The sequence below is a fragment of the Roseateles sp. P5_E4 genome (assembly GCF_054049255.1).
The window spans coordinates 226,080-250,219 of sequence record NZ_JBFUMS010000003.1; the positions used below are offsets into that span (position 1 = coordinate 226,080).

A 24,140-nucleotide genomic window follows, 5' to 3' on the forward strand; every position below is an offset into this window, starting at 1 on the left:
CAGGAAAGGGTCTCGGGAGGCCCGGGATTATGCGGGGAGGAGGTCGGCGGCCCAGGCAGCCGCGTCGGCGAGCGGCCGGCTGAGCTGTTCGCCACCGTCACGAAGGGGTTTGACGCTCACCTCGCCACGGGCCAGTTCGTCGGCACCGAAGACAAGGGCGAAGCGGGCGCCGGACGCGTCGGCCTTCTTGAACTGCGATTTGAACGAGCCGCCGCCGGCATGCATCTGCACGCTGACGCCGGCCTCGCGCAGCGCCTCCAGCACGCCAAAAGCCTGCGGCAGGGCCGCTGCGTCGGGCACGATGGCGTAGGCCTGGGGTGCCGACGAGGGCACGGGCAGGCCGAGCTCGTCGATCAGCAGCAGCAGGCGCTCGATGCCCAGGCCGAAGCCGACGGCAGGCGTCGGTTTGCCGCCAAGCTGTTCGAACAGGCCGTCATAGCGGCCGCCGCCGCAGACCGTGCCCTGGGAGCCGAGCTGGTCGGTCACCCATTCGAAGACAGTCAGGTTGTAGTAGTCCATGCCGCGCACCAGGCGCGTATTGACGCGGTACTCCAGACCCGCCGCGTCGAGGATCGCGCGCACGGCGTTGAAGTGGGCGAGCGTCTCTTCGCCGAGGAAGTCCATCAGCTTGGGTGCCGCCTCGATGACGGGCTGCATCGCCGGGTTCTTGCTGTCCAGGATGCGCAGCGGATTGCTGTGCAGGCGCTTCCTGCCGTCTTCGTCCAGCAGCTCGGCATGGGCCTCGAAGTGGGCGATCAGCGCGGTGCGGTGGGCGTTGCGCTCGGCCGGCTGGCCCAGCGAGTTCAGCTCCAGGCGCACATGCTGGCCCACGCTCAGGCCCAGGGCCTGCCAGAGGCGGCGCACCATCAGAATGATTTCAGCGTCCACATCAGGCCCGGCAAAGCCCAGGGCCTCGACGTCGAGCTGGTTGAACTGGCGGTAGCGCCCTTTTTGCGGGCGCTCGTGGCGGAACATCGGCCCCATGGTCCACAGCCGGAGAGGCCCGTTGTAGAGGGCGTTGTGCTCAACCATGGCACGCACGATGCCGGCCGTCGCCTCGGGGCGCAGCGTCAGCTGGTCGCCGTTCATGCCGTCGGTGAAGGAATACATCTCCTTCTCGACGATGTCGGTCACCTCACCCAGGCCGCGCACGAACAGCGCCGTCGGCTCGACGACGGGCGTCAGCATGTACTGGTAGCCGTAGCTGCCGAGCACCTTGCGCAGCGTGGTCTCGAACCAGCTCCACAGTTCGCTGCTGGGCAGCTTGTCCTTGCGGGTGACGCTGGTCGGGAGGATGTCGTTCATCCCCTTGACCGCCTGAATCGCCTTGCTCATGCAGTTGCTGTGGCGCCGAAGCGCTTCTCGATGTAGTTTTCGACCAGCGCGTGGAACTCGGCCGCAATGTTGTCGCCGCGCAGGGTCAGCGCCTTCTCGCCGTCGATGAAGACGGGCGCCGCCGGGGCCTCGCCGGTGCCGGGCAGGCTGATGCCGATGTCGGCATGCTTGCTCTCGCCGGGGCCGTTGACGATGCAGCCCATGACGGCCACCTTCATCTCCTCGACACCCGGGTATTTGTTGCGCCAGACCGGCATCTGCAGGCGCAGGAAATCGTCGATCTGCTTGGCCAGTTCCTGGAAGGTCGTGCTGGTCGTGCGGCCGCAGCCCGGGCAGGCGGTGACGCTCGGGTTGAAGTGGCGCAGGCCCAGGGCCTGCAGGATCTCGAGCGCCACGACCACTTCCTGGGTACGCGACTCGCCCGGCTGGGGCGTGAGGCTGACGCGGATGGTGTCGCCGATGCCTTCCTGGGCCAGGATGCCCAGCGCGACCGAGGAAGCGACCGTGCCCTTGGTGCCCATGCCGGCTTCGGTCAGGCCCAGGTGCAGCGCGTAGTCGCAGCGGCGGGCCAGCTCGCGGTAGACCGAGATCAGGTCCTGCACGCCGCTGACCTTGCAGCTGATGATGATGTTGTCGGGGTTCAGGCCCAGCTCGGCGGCATAGGCGGCCGACGTCAGCGCCGATTCGACGAGAGCCTGGTACATGACCGGCTTGGCGTCCCAGGGCTGGGCACGCTTGGCGTTCTCGTCCATGAACTGCGCGAGCAGCTCCTGGTCCAGGCTGCCCCAGTTGACGCCGATGCGCACGACCTTGTCGTACTTGGCTGCGGCCTCGACCATCATGGCGAACTGGCGGTCCTTCTTGTCGCCCTTGCCCACATTGCCGGGGTTGATGCGGTACTTGGACAGGGCCTGGGCCATGGCCGGATGCTCGGTCAGCAGGCGGTGGCCGTTGTAGTGGAAGTCGCCCACCAGCGGCACGTCGATGCCCATGCGATCGAGCTGCTCGCGGATGTAGGGCACGGCGTCGGCCGCCTCGGGCGTGTTGACGGTGATGCGCACCATCTCCGAGCCGGCAATCGCCAGCTCCTTGACCTGGATGGCCGTGCCGATGGCGTCCACCGTGTCGGTGTTGGTCATGGACTGCACGCGCACCGGTGCGTCACCGCCGACCGTGACGACACGGCTGCCCCAGACCACGCGGGCCTGGCGGCTCCTGCGCGGCGCAGGTGCGGCCTCGGGGATGATCCATTCGCTCATCATTTCAACTCCAGTCGAGCGATGTTGTCCTTGGCTAGCGGCGCCAGGTCGACGGCGGCACCGCGCCATTCGACCTGGGTGCCGCGCACATTGCCAATGCGCAGCTTGTAGGGCGCGGCGCCCGTGAACTCCTGCTGTTCGCCCGCACGCAGCACCCGCGACAGCAGCGGCTGGCCCTTGGCGTCGGCAACCTCGATCCACGTATCGGCCGTCGCCGTCACGCGCAGCGCGCTGCCGGGCGAAGCGGTGACCGTCGCCTTCACCGGCGGCGCAGAGGCGGGCATGGCGGCGGGCGGCGGTGCAACATCACGCACCTGCAGCGGCGCAGATGCCACGGGTTCTGGCAACGTCGTTGCTGGTTCGGAGGCGGCGGGTGCGGGCACGAATTCGACGATCGGCGCGCTCGCCGTGACAACGGTGCCGGACGCCGCTGGAGCCACCACGCTGGCGCCGCGTTCAGGCAACCAGCCCGCTGGGATCCAGTAGATGGCCGCTGCGGCGATCAGCAACAGCAACGCCCCCCAGACGACGGGCCGCGCCGCCAGGCCCAGCACGCCGCCATCAATGGGGCCGGCACCGCGCTCACGGAAGGGCTGGTTGAGCCCAGGGCGCACGTCGAACTCGCGATCGCGCGTGCGCGGCAGCATCACCAGCACCGGTGCCGGGTCCACCTTGAGCGCCCGGCACATGGCCGTGGCCAGCGCGCGGGCAAAGGTGGCGTCGGGCAGCTCGTCGAAACGGTCGGCCTCCAGGGCCTCGAGCTTGGCCTGCGGCACCTTGAGCATGACCGCCAGGGCGGCGATGTGCAGGCCGCGCTGCTGGCGCGCGTTCCTGAGCCAGGCGCCCGCGGTGGCGGCCTGGCTGGCGAGTCCCTCGGTGGTGGGTTCCATCGTCTCGTTCTTGCTGTGCGCCGCAGTCACGGCTTATTCGTCGTAACGGCCGGCGTCCAGGGACTGGGTCTCCGGGGCCTGGGGGTATTTGCGGCGCATTTGCATGGCCAGATCGTCGACCGTGCCGCTGTTGCCGAGCTTGCGCTCGATGCGCAACTGCAGCCACAGGCTCTGGGCATTGACTTGCTCGGGCTGACTGTTGACACGCTTCACATAGAAACGGGCACGCTCCAGCTCGCGGTTGCGAAACAGCACATCGGACAGATTCATGGCGACAGCCGGGCTGCCAGGGTCCAGCTCGAAGGCGCGCGCCAGCGTCTTCTCGGCGACCAGCATGCGGCCCGAACGGGCCTCGCAGACGCCCTTGGCGAGCAGGGTGCGGGCCGGCGCGCGATAAGTGGACTGGGCCAGGGCCTGGTCGAACAGTGAGTCCGCCGTCGGCCAGCGCTGCTGCTGGCACATGAACCAGCCGTAGTTGTGCAGCGTGTCGGGATCATTGGGATAGACGACCAGGGCGCGGCGGAAGGCCTCCTCAGCAAGCTGGTGCTCGCCCATGGCGGCGTAGATGAGGCCGCGCAGGTTGACGGCTTCACGCATGTCGGGCTTGAGCTGCAGCGCCATCTTGAGCTCGTCCAGGGCCGTGTTGAACTGGCCGCGCGAGAAATAGCCCTGGGCCAGTTCGAGCCGGATCGCGGCGCGGCGGTCGCCGTCGGTCTGGTCCGAGTCGGTTTTGATCTCGCGGTCGGCGCTGGGCGCGGTGGTACCGGCGCAGGCAGCAAGGAGGGCGGTGGCCAGAACGATCAACAGTCGCTTCATCAATTCCTCGAAGGTGGCACCAGGGGGCATCAGGTGGATTTGGCCACCGTGACGGGTGCCCTGACCATGCGGATATGCGCGCGGGTGCGGTCCTGCACCTCGCCGGCCAACTGGCCGCAGGCGGCGTCGATGTCGTCGCCGCGCGTCTTGCGCACCGTCGTCACGATACCTGCCTGGATCAGCACCTCGGCAAAGGCCTGCACGCGCGCATTCGTGCTGCGCGTGAGGCCCGAGGCCGGGAAGGGGTTGAAGGGGATCAGGTTGATCTTGCAGTTGACCTTGTTCCTCAGCAGCCTGACCAGCTCATGGGCCTGCTCGGGCGAATCGTTCACCTCCTGCAACATGCAGTACTCGAAGGTGATGAAGTCGCGCGGCGCCTTCTCGAGGTAGCGGTTGCAGGCGTCCAGCAACTCGGCGATGGGGTATTTCTTGTTCAACGGCACGAGCTGGTCGCGCAGCGGATCGGTCGGCGCGTGCAGGCTGACGGCCATGGCCACCGGGCAATCCTCGCGCAACCGGTCGATCATGGGCACGACGCCTGACGTCGACACCGTGACGCGGCGGCGGCTCAGGCCATAGCCATGGTCGTCCAGCATGGTCTTGAGCGTCGGCACGAGCTGGTCGTAGTTCTGCAGCGGCTCGCCCATGCCCATCATGACGACGTTGGAGATCACACGCTCCGCCGTGTTGAGGCGTTTGCGCAGGTTGTGCTCGGCAAACCAGAGCTGGGCTGTGATCTCGGCCGTCGTCAGGTTGCGGCTGAAGCCCTGGTGGCCCGTCGAGCAGAAGCGGCAACCGACCGCGCAGCCGGCCTGGCTGGAGATGCATAGCGTGCCGCGATCATCCTCGGGGATGAAGACGGCCTCGACGGCATTGCCAGCACCGACGTCGAACAGCCATTTGATCGTGCCGTCCGTCGAGACATGTTCGGAAATGACAGGCAGCGCCGCGATGTGGGCACGGCCCTTGAGCTTCTCGCGCAGGGACTTGGCGAGGTCGGACATCTGGTCGAAGTCCGACGCGCCCTTCTGGTGGACCCAGCGGAACAGCTGGGTCGCACGGAATTTCTTTTCGCCCAGTTGCTCGCAGTAGGCGGCCAGGCCTGGGAGATCGAATCCGAGCAGGTTGACCGTATCCATTGCAAACCTCCAAGCGCCCCACCGTTGCCGGCTAGTGTCTTACTTAGCGACTGCAGCGGAACTGGCTTTGCCAGGCCGCTAGCAGTGCCCCTTGAGGGGCCGGCGTCAGCCGGTAGGGGTGGGCTTGATCAGCGACCGGCGTAGACGTTCATGCCGGGGAAGAAGAAGGCCACTTCGACAGCGGCCGTTTCGGCGGCGTCGGAGCCGTGCACGGCGTTGGCGTCGATGCTGTCGGCGAAGTCGGCGCGGATGGTGCCCTTCTCGGCCTTCTTGGGGTCGGTGGCGCCCATCAGGTCACGGTTCTTCAGGATGGCGCCTTCGCCTTGCAGGGCCTGGATCATGACCGGGCCGGAGATCATGAAGCTGACCAGGTCATTGAAGAAGGGGCGAGCCTTGTGGACGGCGTAGAACTGCTCGGCCTCGCCGCGCGACAGGTGGACCATCTTGGCGGCCACAACCTTCAGGCCAGCGCCTTCGAAGCGGGCGTAGATCTGGCCGATGACGTTCTTTGCCACGGCATCGGGCTTGATGATGGACAGGGTGGTTTCGATCGCCATGGGGTTCTCCTGATGGGGCGTATTGGACAAAGCCTGCGATTGTAGCGGGCAGGGATGACCCTAGTTGTATCGCCCGCCCGGTTTCAGCGGCGGCCGCCGTAGCCGCCGCCGGAGCGACCGCCACCACCGCCACCGCCACCGCCGCCGCCCTTGCCGCCGCGGCCACCACCTCCGCCACCACCGCCGCGGCGCAGGAAGGCGTCGCCGCCGATATAGCCCACCGAGGTCTGCATCGGATCGGGTTCACGCGGGCCATTGCCCTTGTTGCCACCACCCTTGCCTTGCCTGTTGTCCTGCTGGCTGCCGCCGGCGCCAAAGCCCTGAGGCAGGCCGCGCTTGCCGCTCGTCGCATGGCGGCGGTCGAAGGTCTGCTCCAGCGGGTTGACGTGATGCGGAATGAAGCCGTCATCCTCCTCATCGTCACGGCGCGGGGCGCGTTCCTCGCGCGGCGGGCGGGCCTGCTGAGGCTGCGGCGCCTCGGGCGGGCGGCTCGGGCGCGGGCCGCCACTGCCGCTGTGGCGCTCGTCGTTGCGGCGCTTGTTGCGATCGTTCTTGTTGCCTTGGCCCTGCTGCTGTTGCGGCTGGCTCTTGCCCTGCCCTTGCCCGAAGTTCTGGCCCTGGCCACTGTTGGAGGTGTGGCCGGCCAGGCGGCGGATGACGCGCACGTCGTCATCTCCCAGTTCCACCCAGACGCCGCGCTTCAAGCCGCGCGGCAGCACGACGGTGCCGTAACGGATGCGGATCAGGCGGCTGACGACCATGCCGACAGCCTCGAAGAGCTTGCGCACTTCGCGGTTGCGGCCCTCGGTGATGACGACGCGGTACCAGCGGTTGGCGCCTTCGCCGCCACCGTCCTCGATGCTCTTGAAGGAGGCCACCTGGCCCTCGACGTTGACGCCTTCGAGCAGCTTGGCACGCTGCTCGTCGCTCAGCGCCCCCAGCACGCGGGCCGCGTACTCACGCTCGACGCCGAAGCGCGGGTGCATCAGCTGGTTGGCCAGTTCGCCGGAGTTGGTGAACAGCAGCAGGCCTTCGGTGTTGATGTCCAGGCGGCCGACGGACTGCCACTTCTGGCCCTGCACGCGCGGCAGCGAGCGGAACACCGTCGGGCGGCCTTCCGGGTCGTTGAAGGTGGACACCTCGCCGGTGGGCTTGTGATAGGCCAGGATGCGCGGATTCGGCGGCGAGATGCGCACGCGCACCTCCTTGCCATTGACGCGCACCCGGTCGCCGAAGGAGATGCGCTGGCCAACATGGGCGACCTCGCCATTCACTTCGATCTTGCCCTCGGCAATCCATTCCTCGATGTCGCGGCGCGAGCCGATGCCGGCCTGGGCCAGCACCTTCTGCAGCTTGGGGGCATCGGCATCCGGCGCCAGCACGCGCTTGGCTTCACCCTCGGCACCCTCCTCCACCGCTTCGTCGGCCTCGGGCCGCAGTTGCGGTGGCTCGCCCACCGGCCCTTCGGATTCGGCGTCCAGATTGCCCGACAGCACATCGGCGAACCGCGCCCCCGCGGCCTCGACGAGTTCGGGCGCCACGACCGCGCCGGGCAGTTCATCCCCGCCCGCGACCGGGGCGTCCTGACGCTCCGCACGGTCCTTGCGGTTGCGGCGACGGTTGCGGCCTCGGCCGCCACGCTCGCCGTCCTCACCCGCCTCGCCGTCATTCCCTTCGTCATCCGCCTGACCACTCGCCGCAGCCGGAGCGGCCGACGCCTCTTCCGCCAACGTGAAGATGGGCACTTCGGCAGGCGCGGTCGCCCCCTCTGCGGCGACGACCGGCACAGCCTCCTCAGCGGCGGCAGCCTTGCGCGGCGCGCGCTTGCGGGCCGGCGCAGGCGCCTCGTCGGCGGGCGCTGCCTCGGGCGCAGGCGCTGCCTCTTCCACCACCGCCTCAGCGGCCTTGCGGCGGGTGCGCTTCACCGCCACGGGCGCTTCGGCCTCGGGTGCGGTCTCGGCGGGTGCCTTGACCGTCGTGCGGCGCCGCTTGGGCGCGGCAGGCGCTTCGGCTTCGGCGTCGGCGTCGGGAGGCAGGGACTTGTCTTGGTCGGCAGCGTCGTTCATGCGGATTCGGGCTGGGGTTGGGGGGGCGGGTCGTTGGGGTCGGGATTGGGAAGTGCGGGCGTGCCGTCGTCGCCAAACAGGCTCAGACTCGGAACGATCTCTTCGGCAGGCGGCTCTGCGGGGATTTCGGCAGGGATTTCGGCGGGCGTTTCAGCGAGCGTTTCAGCGGAAGCCTCGGCCGGCAACTCAGCGTCTTCTGAGTTGTCCAGCAGCTGGCCCTGCAGCGCCTCGAAGGCTGGCGGGGCTTCGCCGCCAATGTCCAGGGCGGGCAACTGTTCCAGGCTGGCCAGGCCCAGGTCGTCCAGGAAGGACTTGGTCGTCGCGTACAACGCCGGGCGGCCCGGGGTCTCGCGGTGGCCGATGGCCTCGATCCAGCCGCGGTCCTCAAGCTGCTTGACGATCTGGCTGGCGACGACGACGCCACGGATGTCCTCGATGTCGCCGCGCGTGACAGGCTGGCGGTAGGCAATGATGGCCAGCGTCTCCAGCACGGCACGCGAATAGCGCGGCGGCTTCTCGGGATGCAGCCGGTCGAGGTACTCGCGCAGCTCGGGGCGGCTCTGGAAGCGCCAGCCCGAGGCCAGCGCCACCAGCTCGACGCCCTTGCCTTCCCAATCGCGGCTCAGCTCGTCAAGCAGGCTGCGCACGGTATCGGCGCCGAGTTCGTCGGCGAACAGGCTGCGCAGCTCGCGCAGCGTCAGCGGCTGCGAAGCACAGATCAGTGCGGTCTCGAGGACGCGCTTGGCATCCTGGGTGTTCATGAACGCAATCGCGCCCTCAATCAAGCCTGGCTTGGCAATCCGTCCGGGCCTGGGCGCTCACAGCGTTCGGCAGGCAATGCGGACGGGGTCTGTCCGGGCGTCACGGTGGGGCTCAACAGCCTTCCAGCGAGACGCGATCGGGGTGGTTGACCGGGCGGGCGGATGAACTGCTAACCGCACGGGTCGCGCACATTTGGCGCGCTGGCTGCCACGACAACCGAGGTGCATTGTATAGCCCTGTCAGCCGGGCAGGTCGGCGGCACCGATCTGGGCCCAGGCGGAGGCCAGGTCGGCGGGCAGCGGCGCGGTCAGCACCAGAGGTTCGCCGGTGGTCGGGTGGGTGAGGGACAGCCGTGCCGCATGCAGGGCCTGGCGGGTCAGGCCGAGGGCCGGCGCGCCGCCATAGAGCACGTCCGCCAGCATGGGGTGGCCGCTGTGCGTCAGGTGGACGCGGATCTGGTGGGTACGGCCCGTGTGCAGCACGCAGTGCACCGCGCTGATGGCCCGGCCATTCACTTCGCCGACACCCAACGGAAAGAAATCGGTGCGCGCCGGCTTGCCGAGGTTGGCGGGGGCAATGGCCATCTTGACGCGCGACACCGGGTCGCGGCGCATGGCCTGGTCGACGACGAAAGGCTCCTCGACACGCCCCCAGGCCAGAGCCAGGTATTCGCGGTGCACCTCGCGCGCTGAAATCTGGCGCATCAGCGCCGTGACGGCCGCCAGCGTCTTGCCAACGACCATGACGCCGCTGGTGTCCTTGTCCAGCCGGTGCACGATGCCGCCGCGCGGCAGCGTCGCTGCGGCGGCGTGATGGGCCAGCAGGCCGTTCATCAGCGTGCCCGACCAGTTGCCCGCGGCCGGGTGCACGACCAGGCCGGCAGGCTTGTTGACCACCGCCATGTGCTCGTCCTCATAGACGAAGTCCAGCGCCATGGCCTCGGCACGGAAGGCACGGCTCTCGTCGGTCGGCAGCAATTCGATCTCGACGCGCTGGCCGGCGCGCAGCTTGTGGGCGGCCTTCTCCAGCACCTTGCCGTCCACCGTCACGCAGCCGCGCTCGATCAGGGATTGCAGATGGTTGCGCGAGAACTCCGGCGCCCGTGTCGTCAGCCAGCGGTCCAGGCGCTCGCCATGGCCGGCGGCATCGACATCTGCCGTGCGCCGTTCAGCGTCGCCGGCTTCTTCGACCCCCGGCTCGAATTCGTCCTGACCCCCCACCCTATACTCCGCGTCCATTGTTCCCTGTGACCAGCCGGCAGCATCGCCGTCGACTTCAGACATGTTTGTTGAGAAATTCAAGACCGCCCGCGTCATCGCTGGCACTGTCCTGATGGCGTTCGCGCTGGGCTTGAGCGGTTGCGGCTCCACGGCCAAGGAGGATCCGAACTCCCAGGCGGCGCTGGACAAATTGTATGCAGACGCCAAGGACGACCTGAACGCCGGCAGTTACGACCGCGCCATCAAGGCGCTCGAAAAGATCGAAGGTCGCGCCGCCGGCACGACGATGGGCCAGCAGGCGACGCTGGATGTGGCCTGGGCGTACTACCGCACGGGCGAGCGCGCCCAGGCGATTGCCACGCTGGACCGCTTCATCAAGCTCAACCCGTCCAGCCCGGCGATGGACTACGCCCTGTACATGAAGGGCATCGTCAACTTCAACGAGGACTTGGGACTGTTCGGCCGCCTAGCCAACCAGGACGTGTCCGAGCGCGACCAGCAGGCCTCGCGAGAAGCCCTGCTGGCCTTCCGCCAGCTCGTCGAGCAATTCCCCGAGTCCAAGTACGCGGCCGAGGCGACGACGCGCATCAACTTCATCACCAACACGCTGGCGGCCTACGAGATCCACGTGGCGCGCTACTACTTCAACCGCAAGGCCTACGTCGCCGCGGCGAACCGCGCCCAGTCAGCCGTGGCCGAGTTCCAGTACGCGCCCGGCATCGAGGAAGGCCTCTTCATCATGGGCGAGAGCTATGACAAGCTCGGCCTGACCCAGCTGCGTGACGACGCCCGCCGCGTGCTCGACAAGAACTTCCCCGACAGCCAGTACGCCAGCAACGGCGCCAACCGCAAGAAGCCCTGGTGGCAACTCTGGTGATCTGACGCTTCGGCGTCGGCCACTGATGATCGGCGCCTTCAGCGCCGGCTGGCGCTGAGTTCCTCTAGCCAAGCCAGGGCCTCGGCTTCGTTGGCCACCGCCGTCATCGGCGGCAGGGCCGCACGCAGGCGGCGTCCGTAGTTCATGCCCGCCATGCGCGGGTCGCACACCACCAGCAGGCCACGATCGGTCTCGGTGCGGATCAGCCTCCCGGCGCCCTGCTTGAGCGCAATCGCCGCCTCGGCGACGAAGTACTCCGAGAAGGCATTGCGCCCCTGGGCCTCCAGGCGCTGCACACGCGCCTCCACGAGCGGGTCGTTGGGCGGCGGGAAGGGCAATTTGTCGATGATCACGCATTGCAGTGCGTCGCCGGGCACATCGATGCCTTCCCAGAAGCTGGCCGAGCCGACCAGGACCGACGCCGGGTTGTCGATGAAGCGCTGCAGCAGCACACGCTTGGGGGCAGCGCCCTGCTGCAGCACGGCGATCGCGTCGCCAGCTTCCTCGAAGCGCTCGCGCAGCGCGTCAGCCACAGTCTGCAGATTGCGCAGCGTCGTGGTCAGCACGAAAGTGCGCCCCCCCAGCGCCCGCGCCAGGCGTGAGGCCAGCAGAGCAACGCTCGGCGGATGGCTGGGCTCACTGGGCTTTGGGAAACCGCGCGGCACGTAAAGGCGCGCATGAGTCGGATAGTCGAAGGGGCTGCCCACACGCAGCACCTCGGCCTCGGTCAGGCCGGCGGGCTCGGTGAACCACGTCAATCCTTCGTCGTCGCCCAGCGTGGCCGAGGTGAACACCCAGGCCTTGGGCGGCCCCTCCAGCTGCTGCTGCATCGCGTCGCGGATATCCAGGGGCGACTCGACCAGGCGGGCCGCATGCGGGCTGATGTCGATCCAGCGCACGTCTCCCGGATCAGGGTCGGTGGCGAACTGCTTGGCCAACTCACGCAACTCCTGGGCCCGCTCACACAGGCGCGCGAAATCGGGCGCGGCCTCGCGCACGGCGGTCAGCGCCTCCAAGGCCTTGGCCGTCGCCACTTCGACGCCAGCCAGCGCCGTGGCGAAACCTGGCTGGTTCGCCCTCTCCTTCCAGCCCAGCTTGAGCGTGCCGCGCAGCTCGCGGCCGGCGGTGGCCAGCGGGCCGGCCGCGGCCAGGCGCAGCTCCCTCGCCGCCTTCTCGACACCCGCATGCAGGCCCTGCCAGTCGTGCACGCCGCGTGCATGGGCCAGGCCCTGGGCCAGCACATCGCGCGCGAAATCGATCAGCGAGGCCGTACCCAGCAGCGTGCCGAGGAACTGCACGCCGGCCTCGGCGAGCTGGTGGGCCTCGTCGAAGATGGCGATCTCGACGCTGGGCAGCAGCTCGGCCACGCCGGTGTCGCGCAGCGTCATGTCGGCGAAGAAGAGGTGGTGGTTGACGACGACGACATCGGCCTCCATCGCCTCGCGTCGCGCCTTGACGACGTAGCAGCTCTTCCAGTCCGGGCACTCCTGGCCCAGGCAGTTCTCGCGGCTGGAGCTGACGATGGGGATGATGGGCGAGCGCTCGTCCAAGCCGTCGATCTCGGCAAAGTCGCCTGTCGTCGTGCCCAGGGCCCAGCGCTCGATGCGGGCCAGCGACAGCGCCGTACGCCGGTCCGGGAACTCGCCGGACACGCGCGCCTCCTTCATGCGGTGCAGGCAGAGATAGCTGCTGCGGCCCTTCAGCAGCGCCAGGCGCACCGGCGTGTTCAAGGCCTTGGTCAGTCGCGGCAGGTCGCGCAGGAAGAGCTGGTCCTGCAGGCTCTTGGTGGCGGTGCTGATGAGGGCACGGCTACCCGCCAGCAGGGCCGGGACGAGGTAGGCGAAGGTCTTGCCGACACCGGTACCCGCTTCGACGACCAGGGCCTGGCGGCGGCTGAGCGCCCGGGCGACGGCACGGGTCATCTCCAACTGGGGCGCGCGGGGCCTGTAGCCCCGGTCCAGGCGCGCCAAGGGGCCGTCCAGGTCGAAAGCGGCCAAAACGGCCTGTTCGAGTTCGTCAGCAGCGGGCGGGACGGGAGGGGTGGCCTGATCGAGGGCGTCGAGCCAGTCGTCGAGATCAGGCGGGTTCATCGGGCTCGGTGGCGGCCTCCAACCGGGCAATCATGTCGCGCAGAACCAGGCGGCGCTTCTTCAGCCGCTGCAGTGCCAACTCGTCCACCGGCGACTGTTCGACCAGTCGGTCGATCATCGCGTCGAGGTCGCCATGCTCCATGCGCAGCTCGATGAGCCGCCGGGGCAACGAGTGAAGTTGTTCATCCATCCAAGGGTTTACGAAGGCGGTTCGATGCGGACACAAGCTCACCGACCAGTATAGTTTTCGGCATGCCCTCCCCCACCGCCGTCGGTTTCCGACTCAACGCCGCCACCGGCACCCATCGCGGGGACCGGGCCTATCAGCAGGATCAGGTGGCCGTCATCGCCCACCCGCGCATAGCGGGCTGCATGATGGGCATCGTGGCAGACGGCATGGGCGGCAAGAGCGGCGGGCGCAAGGCGGCCGACCAGGTCATCCTGACGGCGCACCAGCTGTTCGAGCGCTATTCGCCCGAGGATGAGCTGCCTGCCGAGCTGCTGAGCCAGATCACGGCGGAGGCGCACCTGATGATCAAGCTGACGGCCATCTCCGCCGAGGAGGAACCGCACAGCACGATCGCCGGCTTCGTCATCACCAGCGACCGCTGCGTGCACTGGATCCATTCCGGCGACTCGCGCATCTACTGGTTCCGCGGCGCGCGCCTGGTCAAGCGCTCCATGGACCACTCCTATGTGCAGCGCCTCGTCGACGAGGGCCAGCTCACCGAGGCCGAGGCCAGCTCGCATCCGCAGAGCAATCTGCTGACGGCCTGCCTGGGAACGGTGCAGGACCCGACGTCGACATCGGAGCGCTTCGAGAACCTCGAAGTGGGCGACACGCTGATGTGCTGCAGCGACGGGCTCTGGCACTACTTCACCGCCCAGGAGCTGGGCAGCGTGCTCTACAGCCTGCCGCCGCGCGAAGCGGCCGAGTTGCTGGTGAGCAAGGCGCGCCAGCGCGCCCGGGGCGGCGGCGACAACCTGTCCGTCGCCATCGTCAAGCTCGAGAACCTCGATTAGCGGCCGCTACCGCGACGCGGCTGATGCGCCCGGCAAAGGCAGGGGCGCAGCCAGCGGCTTGGCCCTGGCCTTCTGTCTGGCCTCGTGCTCGGCAATGCGCTGCTGTTGACGCTTCTCGCGCACCTCAGCCTGCTCGCGGCGCTTGGCCGCCTCGCCCTGCGCCTTGTTCTCTGCCTGCTGGCGCTGGCGTGCGGCATCCTCCGGGCTCCGCGCGCGGGGCGTGCGGGAGGCGGCCACCGCAGGTGGAGCTGGCGGCGGCGCCGTGAGGATGCGCTCGCGCTTCTGGCCCTCGTCCTGAGACGCGGCGAGCTCGCGTTCGCGCACGCGCTGGGTCTGGGCTGCCGCGCGGGCACGACGCTCCTCGGCCGCGAGTTCATTTTCCCGTCGCACCAGGGGTGCCAACGCCTCGTGGCGGCGCCGACGCAGCTCATCCAGGCAGGCAGCGACGGAAAAGCGCTGCTCGCAGTCCAGCTTTTCCTGCGCGAAGCGCTGCTCGATGGCGGCGCGCTGGACAGCGACCTCGGCACGCGTGGCCGGCTGAGGTGTTTCCGCACAAGCCACCACGGCCGCGAGCCAGAGCCCCACCAGCAGGCCGCCGCGACAGCCGGCGGCCACATCAAGCGGCCGCCGTGGAACCGGCTTTGCCGGGCCACTGGCGGCGCCCCCTCGAAGGGGGCTGAGGCCGGACACAAACGGCACGTCGTTTGCGCCTGCCGAAGGGTCGGCCCCTCCGGGGTCGGCGCGGCCTGCAAGGTGCGCGAAGCGAGTAGGGGGTGGCCTCATGTGAGCGAAGTATCAACCTCGCGACGGGCCAAGGCGAGGTATTCGGCCGAGCGCATTTCCTGCAAGCGCGACACCGTGCGCGGGAATTCGTGAGCCAGCGGCCCTTCGGTGTAAAGCTGCTCCGCTGGCACCGCGGCCGAAATGATGAGTTTGACGCGGCGGTCGTAGAGCACGTCCACCAGCCAGGTGAAGCGGCGCGCCTCGCTGGCCAGGCGCACCGGCATCTCCGGCACATCGGACAGGATGACGGTATGGAACTGACTGGCCAGCTCGAGGTAGTCGTTCTGCGAGCGTGGACCACCACAAAGCGTTGCGAAATCGAACCAGACGACACCGCCGGCACGCCGGCGCGCATAGATCGCGCGGTGCTCGATCATCAGCTTGCGGTCCTCGTCCTGCGCTTCTGCGAGGGACTCGAAGGCCTGGGTAAGCGCCGCTTCCGTCGACTCGTTCAGCGGCGTCAGGTAGAGGTTCATGTCCTCCAGCGTGCGGCGCCGGTAGTCGGTGCCGGCATCGACATTGATGACCTCGAGGTTGGCCTTCAGCAGCTCGATGGCGGGCAGGATGCGGTCGCGGTGCAGGCCGTTGGGGTAGAGCCCGTCCGGATGGAAATTGGACGTCGTGATGATGGACACGCGGTTGCGGAACAGCGCGTCCAGCAGGCGATGCAGGATCATCGCGTCAGTCACGTCGGCGACGTGGAATTCGTCGAAGCAGATCAGGCGGAAACGCCGCGCGATGCGCTTGCCGAGTTCCTCCAGCGGGTCGGCAATGCCCTTGAGTTCCTGCAGCTCGCGGTGCACCTCGCGCATGAACTCGTGGAAGTGCAGCCGCGTCTTGCGCTGCAGCGGCACGGCCTGGAAGAAGCAGTCCATCAGGAAGCTCTTGCCTCGGCCTACGCCGCCGTACATGTAAACGCCGCGCGGGATGGGCGGGCGCACCAGCAGCTTGGTCACGGCATTGGCGCGCCGCGCCTTGTAGCTGGCCCATTCGTCCTGGCAGCGCTGCAGGGCCTCGATGGCACGCAGCTGCGCAGCGTCGGCCATGAAGCCGCGCTCGGTGAGGGTCTGCTGGTAAAGCTCAGTGACTGAGGTCATCGCAAAAAAAGGGGCGACTGTCTGGCCGCCCCTTTCGATTCGCTACGTGCGATCAGAAGTTCAGCGTGCGCTTGTCGACGGCCAGGGCCGCTTCCTTCGTCGCTTCGCTCAAGGACGGATGCGCGTGGCAGATGCGTGCGATGTCCTCGGCCGAGGCCTTGAACTCCATCGCCACCACCGCCTCGGAGATCAGCTCCGACGCGAACGGGCCGATGATGTGCACGCCCAGGATCTCGTCGGTCTTGGCGTCGGCCAGGAACTTGACGAAGCCGGTCGTGTCACCCAGCGCACGGGCGCGGCCGTTGGCCAGGAAGGGGAACTGGCCGGCCTTGTAGGCGACGCCTTCGGCCTTGAGCTGCTGCTCGGTCTTGCCGACCCAGGCGATCTCGGGGCTGGTGTAGATGACCCAGGGCACGGTGTTGAAGTTCACGTGCCCATGCTGGCCAGCCATGCGTTCGGCCACGGCAACGCCCTCTTCCTCGGCCTTGTGCGCGAGCATCGGGCCGCGCACGACGTCGCCGATGGCCCAGACGCCCGGCAGGCTGGTCTTGCAGTCGTCATCCACGACGATGGCGCCGCGCTCGTCCAGCTTGAGGCCGACCACATCAGCACCCAAGCCGATGGTGTTGGGCACACGTCCGATGGAGACGATGAGCTTGTCGACCTCCAGCGTCTTGGCTTCGCCCTTGGCGTCGGTGTAGGCGACGCTGACACCCTTCTTGGACGACTTAACCTCGCCGACCTTGACACCGAGCTGGATGTCCAGACCCTGCTTCTTGAAGACCTTGGCGGCCTCCTTGGCGACGCTCTCATCCACCGCGCCCAGGAAGGCCGGCAGGCCTTCCAGCACCGTGACTTCGGCACCCAGGCGGCGCCAGACCGAGCCCATCTCCAGGCCGATGACGCCGGCGCCGATCAGGCCCAGCTTCTTGGGCGTGGAGCCGACGCGCAGGGCACCGTCGTTGGACAGGATGTTCTCTTCATCAAACGGCACGCCGGGCAGCGCGCGGGCGTTGGAACCCGTGGCGACGATGACCTGCTTGGCCGCGATGGTTTCCTCACCAGCCTTGAGTTCATAACCGCCATCCTTGGCGGCAACGAAGGAGCCACGACCGTGGAAGAACGTGACCTTGTTCTTCTTGAACAGGTAGACGATGCCGTCGTTGTTCTGCTTCACGACCTGGTCCTTGCGGGCCAGCATCTTGGCGACGTCCATCTTGACGTTGTCCGCCGTGATGCCGTGGTCGGCAAAGTGGTGGTTGAGCTGCTCGTAGTGCTCGCTGGACTGCAGCAGCGCCTTGGACGGGATGCAGCCGACGTTGGTGCAGGTGCCGCCGAGGGCGGGGCCGCCCTTGTCGTTCTTCCACTCGTCGATACAGGCCACGTTCATGCCCAGCTGGGCCGCGCGGATGGCCGCGATGTAACCGCCGGGGCCGCCGCCGATGACGACGACGTCGAATTGCTTAGACATTCTCAATTGACCTTTCTAACAACGATGGGCTCGAACGAACGAGCGCCGAGCCCACGAAAAAGCATGACCACGGCGTCCTCGAAACGCCTTCCGGTGGGGCAAACCAACATCATGTCCGCAATGTCCTTTTCAGCCAGGCAGGCGGACGGATCCTTCACCACCTCTCGAAGGACTGCGACATCGGCAGCCATCGGGGGGATGCTATCCAGCACCTTGGGCTCACTCGCCTGAGCGTCGGCTGCCGCACGCGCAAGCTCAGCCAAGTACGCTTGCCTGCTCGACAGAGGCAGGAACACGACTTGGGAGTTCGCGGGCGCAGCGCTCGCATCCTTGGACTCAGCAACGCTGCAAGGCACGGCGGCACCCGGTGCCACTTTGGCGCACAGCACCACCATCCGTTTGCCGCTCGCGTCTGCGGTCGACTCGAATCGGGTACTCGGCGCACTCGCGGGCTGGGCGTCGGCCGCATACGCCTGCAAGCAGGAGATCACCCCTGCCAGCAGACCTGCGGAGAGCTTCAAGGCCCAGCGACTCACACCCGACCTCAGATGTCGAACAGCAGGCGGGCCGGATCTTCCAGCGCTTCCTTCATCGTGACCAGGCCCAGCACGGCTTCGCGGCCGTCGATGATGCGGTGGTCATAGGACATGGCGAGGTAGTTGATCGGGCGCACGACGACCTGGCCGTTCTCGACGACAGCACGGTCCTTGGTGGCGTGCACGCCCAGGATGGCCGATTGCGGCGGGTTGATGATGGGCGTGGACAGCATGGAGCCGAAGGTGCCGCCGTTCGAGATGGAGAAGGTGCCGCCGGTCAGGTCGTCGATGGACAGCTTGCCGTCCTTGGCCTTCTGGCCAAACTCGGCGATCTTCTTCTCGATGTCGGCGAAGCTCATCTGGTCGACATTGCGCAGCACCGGCACGACGAGGCCGCGCGGCGAGCCGACGGCAATGCCGATGTCGAAGTAGCCGTGGTAGACGATGTCGTTGCCATCGACCGAGGCATTGATGATCGGGTACTTCTTCAGCGCCGCGACGGCTGCCTTGACGAAGAAGCTCATGAAGCCGAGCTTGACGCCATGTTCCTTCTCGAACTTCTCCTGGAACTTCTTGCGCATCTCCATGACCGGGGCCATGTTGACTTCGTTGAAGGTGGTCAGGATGGCGTTGGTCGACTGCGACTGCACCAGGCGCTCGGCGATGCGGGCGCGCAGGCGGGTCATGGGCACGCGCTGCTCGGGGCGGTCGCCCAGGTTCTGCTGGGCCGGCGCGGCCACGGCGGGCAGCGGCTTGGCGACCGCGGGCGACGCAGGCACGACCAGCGGCGCGGCGACGGCAGCAGGCTTGGGCTGAGCGCCAAGGGCGTCGCCCTTGGTCACGCGGCCGTCCTTGCCGGAGCCGGCCACGTCGGTGGCAGCCAGGCCCTTCTCGGCCAGGATCTTGGCGGCGGCGGGCATGGCCACATCGCCCTTGTTGGCGGCAGCAGGAGCAGCGGCGGCCACAGGTGCGGCAGCAGCAGCGGCAGGTGCGGCTGCAGCAGCGCCGGCCTTGCCTTCGGTGTCGATCTTGGCGAGCAGTTGCTGGCTGACGACGGTGCTGCCGTCAGCCACCAGGACTTCGGCCAGCACGCCGGAGGCAGGTGCGGGCACTTCGAGCACGACCTTGTCGGTCTCGATCTCGACGAGGGTTTCGTCGATGGTGACAGCTTCGCCGGGCTTCTTCTTCCAGGTCAGCAGCGTGCCCTCGGAAACGGATTCGGAAAACTGGGGAACTTGGACGTCAACGATGGCCATGGTGGGAGGCTCCGTGTTCTTTATTCGGTGTGATGGTGCAGGCGCGAGCAAGCGCAGCGCCGATCGGGGCGCTGCGCATTGCGGTCCTTATTTGGTGAGGATGAAGCCCTTGAGCTTGGCAAACGCCTGATCCAGCAGCGCCTTCTGCTGCTCCTGGTGCAGGTGGGCATAGCCGCAGGCGGGGCTGGCGCTGGCCGGGCGGCCGGCATAGCCGAGCTTCTGGCCTTCGCTCATGTTCTCGTGCACATAGTGCTGCACGAAGAACCAGGCGCCCTGGTTCTGCGGTTCGTCCTGGCACCAGACGATGTCGGTGGCGTTCGGGTACTTCTTCAACTCGGCCGCGAAGGCCTTGTGCGGGAAGGGGTAGAGCTGCTCGACGCGCACGATGGCCACGTCCGCAGACTTCTTCTCGGCCCGCGCCTTGACCAGGTCGTAATAGACCTTGCCCGAACAGACGATGACACGCTTGACCTTCTCGGCATTCAGCGCGGCGTCCTGTTCACCGATGATGGTCTTGAAATCGCCCTTGGTGAAATCGGCCAGCGGCGAGGTGGCATCCTTCGCGCGCAGCAGGCTCTTGGGCGTCATGATGACCAGGGGCTTGCGGAACATGCGCAGCATCTGGCGGCGCAGCACGTGGAAGATCTGCGCGGCGTTGGTGGGCTGCACGACCTGCATGTTGTTGTCCGCGGCCAGCTGCATGAAGCGCTCCAGGCGCGCCGAGCTGTGCTCCGGGCCCTGGCCTTCGTAGCCGTGCGGCAGCATCATCGTCAGGCCGTTGGAGCGGCCCCACTTCACTTCGCCGGAGGCGATGAACTGGTCGATGACGACCTGGGCGCCGTTGACGAAGTCGCCGAACTGCGCCTCCCAGATCGTCAGCGTGTTGGGCTCGGCCGCGGCATAGCCGTACTCGAAGCCCAGCACCGCTTCTTCAGACAGGATGGAGTCGATGACGGTGAACGGTGCCTGGCCTTCGGCCACGTTCTGCAGCGGGATGTAGGTGCCGGCGTCCCAGTTGGCGCGGTTCTGGTCGTGCAGCACGGCGTGGCGGTGCGTGAACGTGCCGCGGCCGCTGTCCTCGCCGGACAGGCGCACTGGGTAGCCCGAAGCCACCAGCGACGCGAAAGCCATGGACTCGCCCATGCCCCAGTCGATGTTGACTTCGCCGCGGCCCATCGTGGCGCGGTCAGCGTAGAGCTTGGCAACGAGGTTGTGGGCCGCGAAGTCCTTGGGCAGCGTCGTCAGCTTCTCGGCCAGGCGTTTCCATTCGGCCACCGGAATGGCGGTGTCACAGCTGTCGGTCCACTTCTTGCCCAGGAAGGGCGACCAGTCGGTGGCGAACTTGCTCTTGAAGTTGGTCAGCACCGGGTCGACGGTGTGGCGGCCTTCGTCCATGGCGGCGCGGTAGGCCTTGACCATGTCGTCCGGGCCTTCGGCCGGCAGCACGTTCTGCGCCACCAGCTTGTCGCCATAGACCTTGCGCGTACCGGGGTGGGCGGCGATTTTCTTGTACATCAGCGGCTGGGTCAGCGCCGGCGTGTCCTGCTCGTTGTGGCCCAGCTTGCGGAAGCAGACGATGTCCAGGACGACGTCCTTCTTGAACTCGGCGCGGTAGTCCATGCACAGCTGCGTGGCCCAGACGACGGCCTCAGGGTCGTCGCCGTTCACGTGCAGCACCGGCGCTTCGATCATCTTGACGACGTCGGAGCAGTACCAGGTGGAGCGCAGGTCGCGCGGGTCGCTGGTGGTGAAGCCGATCTGGTTGTTGATGATGATGTGGACCGTGCCGCCGGTGCGGTAGCCGCGCGTCTGCGCCATCGCCAGCGTTTCCTGCACGACGCCCTGGCCACCGAAGGCCGCGTCACCGTGCACCAGCACCGGCAGCACCTGGGCGCCTTCGCTGTCGCCGCGGCGGTCCTGGCGGGCGCGCACGCTGCCTTCAACGACCGGGTTGACGATTTCCAGGTGGGACGGATTGAAGGCCAGGCTCAGGTGCACCGGGCCGCCAGGCGTGGACACGTCGGAGCTGAAGCCCTGGTGGTACTTCACGTCGCCGGCCGGCAGGTCTTCGGCAGCCTTGTGCTCGAACTCGGCGAACAGGTCGGCAGGCATCTTGCCCAGCGTGTTGACCAGCACGTTCAGGCGGCCGCGGTGGGCCATGCCGATGACGATTTCCTGCACGCCGCGCTCGCCGCCACGCTGGATCACTTCGTCCATCGCCGCGATGAAGCTCTCGCCGCCTTCCAGCGAGAAACGCTTCTGGCCGACGTACTTGGTGTGGAGATAGCGCTCCAGGCCTTCGGCCGCGGTCAGGCGGTCGAGGATGTGCTTCTTCTCTTCGGCCGAGAAGGTCGGCTTGCCGCGCGCCTTCTCCAGGCGCTCCTGCCACCAGCGCTTCTCGCCGGGGTCGGAGCCGTGCATGAATTCGGAGCCGATCGAGCCGCAATAGGTCTCGCGCAGGGCCTGCACGATCTGGCGCAGCGTCATCGTCTCGCCGCCGAAATAGCTGTTCACGGCGCTGAACGAGATGTCCATGTCGGACTCGGTCAGGTCGTAGAACGCCGGGTCCAGCTCGGGAATCTTGGGGCGCTCGGCGCGCTTGAGGGGGTCCAGCTCGGCCCAGCGGTTGCCGAGGAAACGGTAGGCCGCGATCAGCGACTGCACGTGCACCTGCTTGCGGGCGACGGCCAGATCGGCGCTGGAAGCCTTGTTGGCGAAGGCGTTGGCCTTGGCGCGCTGGGCGAATGATTCGACGACCGGCGCATGGGCCACGTCGCGCGCCTCGCTGCCATCCACCGCGGGGACATGCTGCAACGCGTCGAAATAGGCGCGCCAGTTGTCCGGGACGGAACCCGGGTTGTCGAGGTAGGCCTCGTACATCTCCTCCACATACGGCGCGTTTCCGCCGAACAGGTAGGAGTTGGACCTGTATTGCTGCATCATCTTTCGCTCACCTCATGCCCCGGTTTCCAGGGAGTTGGCTGGTTGAAGAACCTTCCGCGACACGGCTCGACCGGTTGGCGGATTGCGACCCACCTCTGCTGTTGCCAGGGGCAACTGCAAAAGGGACGGGAAGGAATAAAAGTATCAGGGGCGGACTCTAGCACTCCGGGTTTGCCCGACAAGGTGGACGGGGTGCGACAAAGTTCACGCACCGGGATGCAGCAAAGTTGACTGGCCCGTAAACTTGGTGGTCGCGCCAGCCCCGAGATTGAATGGTTGAACGCGAGGGACATTCAGGAGATCCCAGATGCAAGTCCAGGTCGTTGACTACCGCGCGCCCGACGCCGCGGAGAAGTTCACCCGCTCCCTGCACGAGACCGGTTTCGGCGTGCTGACCAACCACCCGATCCGCCAAACCCTGGTCGAGAAGATCTACGCCGACTGGCTGGCCTTCTTCAACAGCGAGGCCAAGCATGGCTACGCGTTTTCCAAGGAAACCCAGGATGGGTATTTCTCGACCGCCATCTCGGAAACCGCGAAGGGTTCCAAGCAGAAGGACATCAAGGAGTACTTCCACGTCTACCCCTGGGGCCGCATCCCCGAGCAGTTGAAGGAAGACGCCCTCACCTACTACCGCGAAGCCAATGCGCTGGCGGAGGAACTGCTGGGCTGGGTGGAGCGTTACACGCCGCCAGAGATCGCGGCCAAGTACCGCGAGCCACTGTCGAACATGATCCAGGGCAGCAGCAAGACCCTGCTGCGCGTGCTGCGCTACCCGCCGTTGACGGGCGAAGAGCCGGTGGGCTCCATCCGCGCCGCAGCGCATGGCGACATCAATCTGCTGACCATCCTGCCCGCCGCCAACGAGCCGGGCCTGCAGGTACTGGGCACCGACGGTGCCTGGCACGACGTGCCCTGCGACTTCGGCACGTTGACCATCAACATCGGCGACATGCTGCAGGAAGCCTCCGAGGGCTATTACCCGTCGACCCAGCACCGCGTGGTGAACCCGACCGGCGAAGGCGCGAAGAAGAGCCGCGTGTCGCTGCCGCTGTTCCTGCATCCGCGCGACAACGTCGTGCTGAGTGATCGCTATACGGCCGACAGCTATCTGAACGAGCGGCTGCGCGAGTTGGGCGTGAAGACCTGAAGGCCTGCCTTCAGTGCAAAGGGCGCCACGGGCGCTTGCCCGCCGCTACTTTCCGCTGGGTCGCGCTGCAAGCGCTCGGGCTGTCGGCCGGTCAACATAGCGCGCAAAGATCGTCTCAAGCGTGCCGTCGGTGCGCATCAGCTCGATCGCGTTGCGCATCTTGTCGACGTCGACGGCCGCAACCCGCTGGCGCGACAGCACGAGCCCCAGGACTGCGTTGTCCTGCGGCGCGAAGTCGAGGATTTGGACCTTTCCGTCCAGCTGGTTGCGCGTGAGTAGTGGGGCCCAGACCACCGGTTGGCTGAGGAAGGCATCGACGCGCCCTACAGCAAAGACTCTGGCGAGAACTTCCAGATCTGCCACTTCATCGATGCGGCCTTCGCGACGGAGCGATTCGATCCAGGGGTCCAGCGTTGCGCCATGGACAAAACCCTTGACTACACCCAGGCGCAGAAACTTTCGCGCCCGGAACTCGTCCATGGTCTTCGTCGTGGCAGCCAGCTCGTTGCGCACGATCAGGTAGTTGCGATTGTTCAGGACATAAGGAACGAAGTGCGCAAACCTCTGCCGCTCAGGCGTTTCTATGCCCGAGACCGTCATGTCAAGCGCACCCCCGGCCAGCGCCGTCCAGGTTCGCACGCGGGACTCCATGACTCGCACCAAGGAGCAGCCCGTGCGCCTGCTGACTTCCTCGACGACGTCGCGGTCGATGCCGACGTAGTCGCCTGCGGCATTCTTGAAATACAGCAAGCCCGTTTCGTAAAAGGCCACTTGATACGGCCCGCAGGGAGTCTCATGGGCCTGCAGTCCAGCACTGGCGAACAGGGTCGCCACCAGACAAGTCAGGACCGGCTTCATCTCTTGAGTTTA

General features: G+C 67.1%; 21 protein-coding genes. 3 read left to right on the forward strand and 18 right to left on the reverse strand.

The genetic code is table 11. The annotated features are described in order from the left end of the window. Window positions 1-27 precede the first annotated feature (27 nt). From hisS to ACXJLH_RS08115, 9 genes are all read right to left on the reverse strand, one after another. Window positions 28-1,335 (reverse strand): histidine--tRNA ligase, encoded by a 1,308-nt coding sequence (gene hisS, locus ACXJLH_RS08075; RefSeq protein ID WP_457326188.1) that lies wholly within the window; start codon window positions 1,333-1,335, stop codon window positions 28-30. After that, complete coding sequence (ispG, locus tag ACXJLH_RS08080) at window positions 1,332-2,594, reverse strand: flavodoxin-dependent (E)-4-hydroxy-3-methylbut-2-enyl-diphosphate synthase (RefSeq protein WP_457443357.1); 1,263 nt, start codon at window positions 2,592-2,594, stop codon at window positions 1,332-1,334. Before ispG ends, hisS begins: the two co-directional genes overlap by 4 nt. Continuing rightward, complete coding sequence (locus ACXJLH_RS08085) at window positions 2,594-3,514, reverse strand: helix-turn-helix domain-containing protein (protein WP_457443359.1); 921 nt, start codon at window positions 3,512-3,514, stop codon at window positions 2,594-2,596. The genes ispG and ACXJLH_RS08085 overlap by 1 nt, the downstream gene beginning before the upstream one ends. Before the next feature lie 3 nt (window positions 3,515-3,517). Further along, on the reverse strand, window positions 3,518-4,300 hold the full coding sequence (pilW, locus tag ACXJLH_RS08090; protein WP_457391783.1) for a type IV pilus biogenesis/stability protein PilW: 783 nt from the start codon (window positions 4,298-4,300) through the stop codon (window positions 3,518-3,520). A 29-nt stretch (window positions 4,301-4,329) separates the two neighbouring features. Then, the gene (gene rlmN / locus ACXJLH_RS08095; RefSeq protein WP_457443360.1) at window positions 4,330-5,439 is read right to left on the reverse strand and encodes a 23S rRNA (adenine(2503)-C(2))-methyltransferase RlmN; all 1,110 of its coding nucleotides are present in this window, start codon (window positions 5,437-5,439) and stop codon (window positions 4,330-4,332) included. A gap of 128 nt (window positions 5,440-5,567) precedes the next feature. Beyond that, entirely contained in the window at window positions 5,568-5,996 is a 429-nt protein-coding gene (gene ndk, locus ACXJLH_RS08100; RefSeq protein ID WP_457443362.1) for a nucleoside-diphosphate kinase, read from the reverse strand. 83 nt (window positions 5,997-6,079) lie between these two features. Beyond that, entirely contained in the window at window positions 6,080-8,062 is a 1,983-nt protein-coding gene (locus tag ACXJLH_RS08105; RefSeq protein WP_457443364.1) for a pseudouridine synthase, read from the reverse strand. Next, entirely contained in the window at window positions 8,059-8,823 is a 765-nt protein-coding gene (gene scpB / locus ACXJLH_RS08110; protein WP_457443366.1) for an SMC-Scp complex subunit ScpB, read from the reverse strand. Before scpB ends, ACXJLH_RS08105 begins: the two co-directional genes overlap by 4 nt. Before the next feature lie 240 nt (window positions 8,824-9,063). Further along, the gene (locus ACXJLH_RS08115) at window positions 9,064-10,062 is read right to left on the reverse strand and encodes an RluA family pseudouridine synthase (protein ID WP_457349926.1); all 999 of its coding nucleotides are present in this window, start codon (window positions 10,060-10,062) and stop codon (window positions 9,064-9,066) included. Window positions 10,063-10,105: 43 nt separating this feature from the next. Here ACXJLH_RS08115 and ACXJLH_RS08120 point away from each other — a divergent pair, with 43 nt between their 5' ends. Continuing rightward, a complete protein-coding gene (locus ACXJLH_RS08120; RefSeq protein WP_457443367.1) occupies window positions 10,106-10,921 on the forward strand; it encodes an outer membrane protein assembly factor BamD in 816 nt (271 codons plus the stop codon). A 38-nt stretch (window positions 10,922-10,959) separates the two neighbouring features. On the opposite strand, the gene ACXJLH_RS08125 is transcribed toward ACXJLH_RS08120, so the two are convergent. Both ACXJLH_RS08125 and ACXJLH_RS08130 read right to left on the reverse strand, forming a co-directional pair. Next, complete coding sequence (locus ACXJLH_RS08125; protein WP_457443369.1) at window positions 10,960-13,011, reverse strand: ATP-dependent DNA helicase; 2,052 nt, start codon at window positions 13,009-13,011, stop codon at window positions 10,960-10,962. Then, window positions 12,998-13,201 carry a YdcH family protein gene (locus ACXJLH_RS08130; protein WP_056198185.1) on the reverse strand — a complete coding sequence of 68 codons (204 nt, stop codon included), beginning with the start codon at window positions 13,199-13,201 and terminating at the stop codon, window positions 12,998-13,000. Before ACXJLH_RS08130 ends, ACXJLH_RS08125 begins: the two co-directional genes overlap by 14 nt. A 62-nt stretch (window positions 13,202-13,263) precedes the next feature. Here ACXJLH_RS08130 and ACXJLH_RS08135 point away from each other — a divergent pair, with 62 nt between their 5' ends. Beyond that, complete coding sequence (locus ACXJLH_RS08135) at window positions 13,264-14,034, forward strand: PP2C family protein-serine/threonine phosphatase (protein WP_056198187.1); 771 nt, start codon at window positions 13,264-13,266, stop codon at window positions 14,032-14,034. Window positions 14,035-14,040: 6 nt separating this feature from the next. Here the strand turns inward: ACXJLH_RS08135 and ACXJLH_RS08140 are convergent, their stop codons facing one another. From ACXJLH_RS08140 to ACXJLH_RS08165, 6 genes are all read right to left on the reverse strand, one after another. Beyond that, the gene (locus ACXJLH_RS08140; protein WP_457443371.1) at window positions 14,041-14,649 is read right to left on the reverse strand and encodes a hypothetical protein; all 609 of its coding nucleotides are present in this window, start codon (window positions 14,647-14,649) and stop codon (window positions 14,041-14,043) included. 164 nt (window positions 14,650-14,813) lie between these two features. Further along, a complete protein-coding gene (gene zapE, locus ACXJLH_RS08145) occupies window positions 14,814-15,914 on the reverse strand; it encodes a cell division protein ZapE (protein ID WP_457443372.1) in 1,101 nt (366 codons plus the stop codon). Window positions 15,915-15,966: 52 nt separating this feature from the next. Beyond that, a complete protein-coding gene (gene lpdA / locus ACXJLH_RS08150; protein ID WP_457443374.1) occupies window positions 15,967-17,385 on the reverse strand; it encodes a dihydrolipoyl dehydrogenase in 1,419 nt (472 codons plus the stop codon). A 2-nt stretch (window positions 17,386-17,387) separates the two neighbouring features. Next, the gene (locus ACXJLH_RS08155; protein WP_457443376.1) at window positions 17,388-17,906 is read right to left on the reverse strand and encodes a hypothetical protein; all 519 of its coding nucleotides are present in this window, start codon (window positions 17,904-17,906) and stop codon (window positions 17,388-17,390) included. Between the two features lie 23 nt (window positions 17,907-17,929). Next, the gene (odhB, locus tag ACXJLH_RS08160; protein ID WP_056198198.1) at window positions 17,930-19,177 is read right to left on the reverse strand and encodes a 2-oxoglutarate dehydrogenase complex dihydrolipoyllysine-residue succinyltransferase; all 1,248 of its coding nucleotides are present in this window, start codon (window positions 19,175-19,177) and stop codon (window positions 17,930-17,932) included. Between the two features lie 87 nt (window positions 19,178-19,264). Next, window positions 19,265-22,120: a 2-oxoglutarate dehydrogenase E1 component gene (locus tag ACXJLH_RS08165; RefSeq protein WP_056198200.1), complete on the reverse strand. Its 2,856-nt coding sequence runs from the start codon at window positions 22,118-22,120 to the stop codon at window positions 19,265-19,267. A gap of 307 nt (window positions 22,121-22,427) precedes the next feature. Between ACXJLH_RS08165 and ACXJLH_RS08170 the strand changes: the two genes are divergently transcribed. Next, the gene (locus tag ACXJLH_RS08170; RefSeq protein ID WP_056198202.1) at window positions 22,428-23,270 is read left to right on the forward strand and encodes an isopenicillin N synthase family dioxygenase; all 843 of its coding nucleotides are present in this window, start codon (window positions 22,428-22,430) and stop codon (window positions 23,268-23,270) included. A 45-nt stretch (window positions 23,271-23,315) separates the two neighbouring features. Here ACXJLH_RS08170 and ACXJLH_RS08175 read toward each other — a convergent pair whose 3' ends face one another. Continuing rightward, entirely contained in the window at window positions 23,316-24,128 is an 813-nt protein-coding gene (locus tag ACXJLH_RS08175) for a substrate-binding periplasmic protein (protein WP_457443377.1), read from the reverse strand. Window positions 24,129-24,140 lie beyond the last annotated feature (12 nt).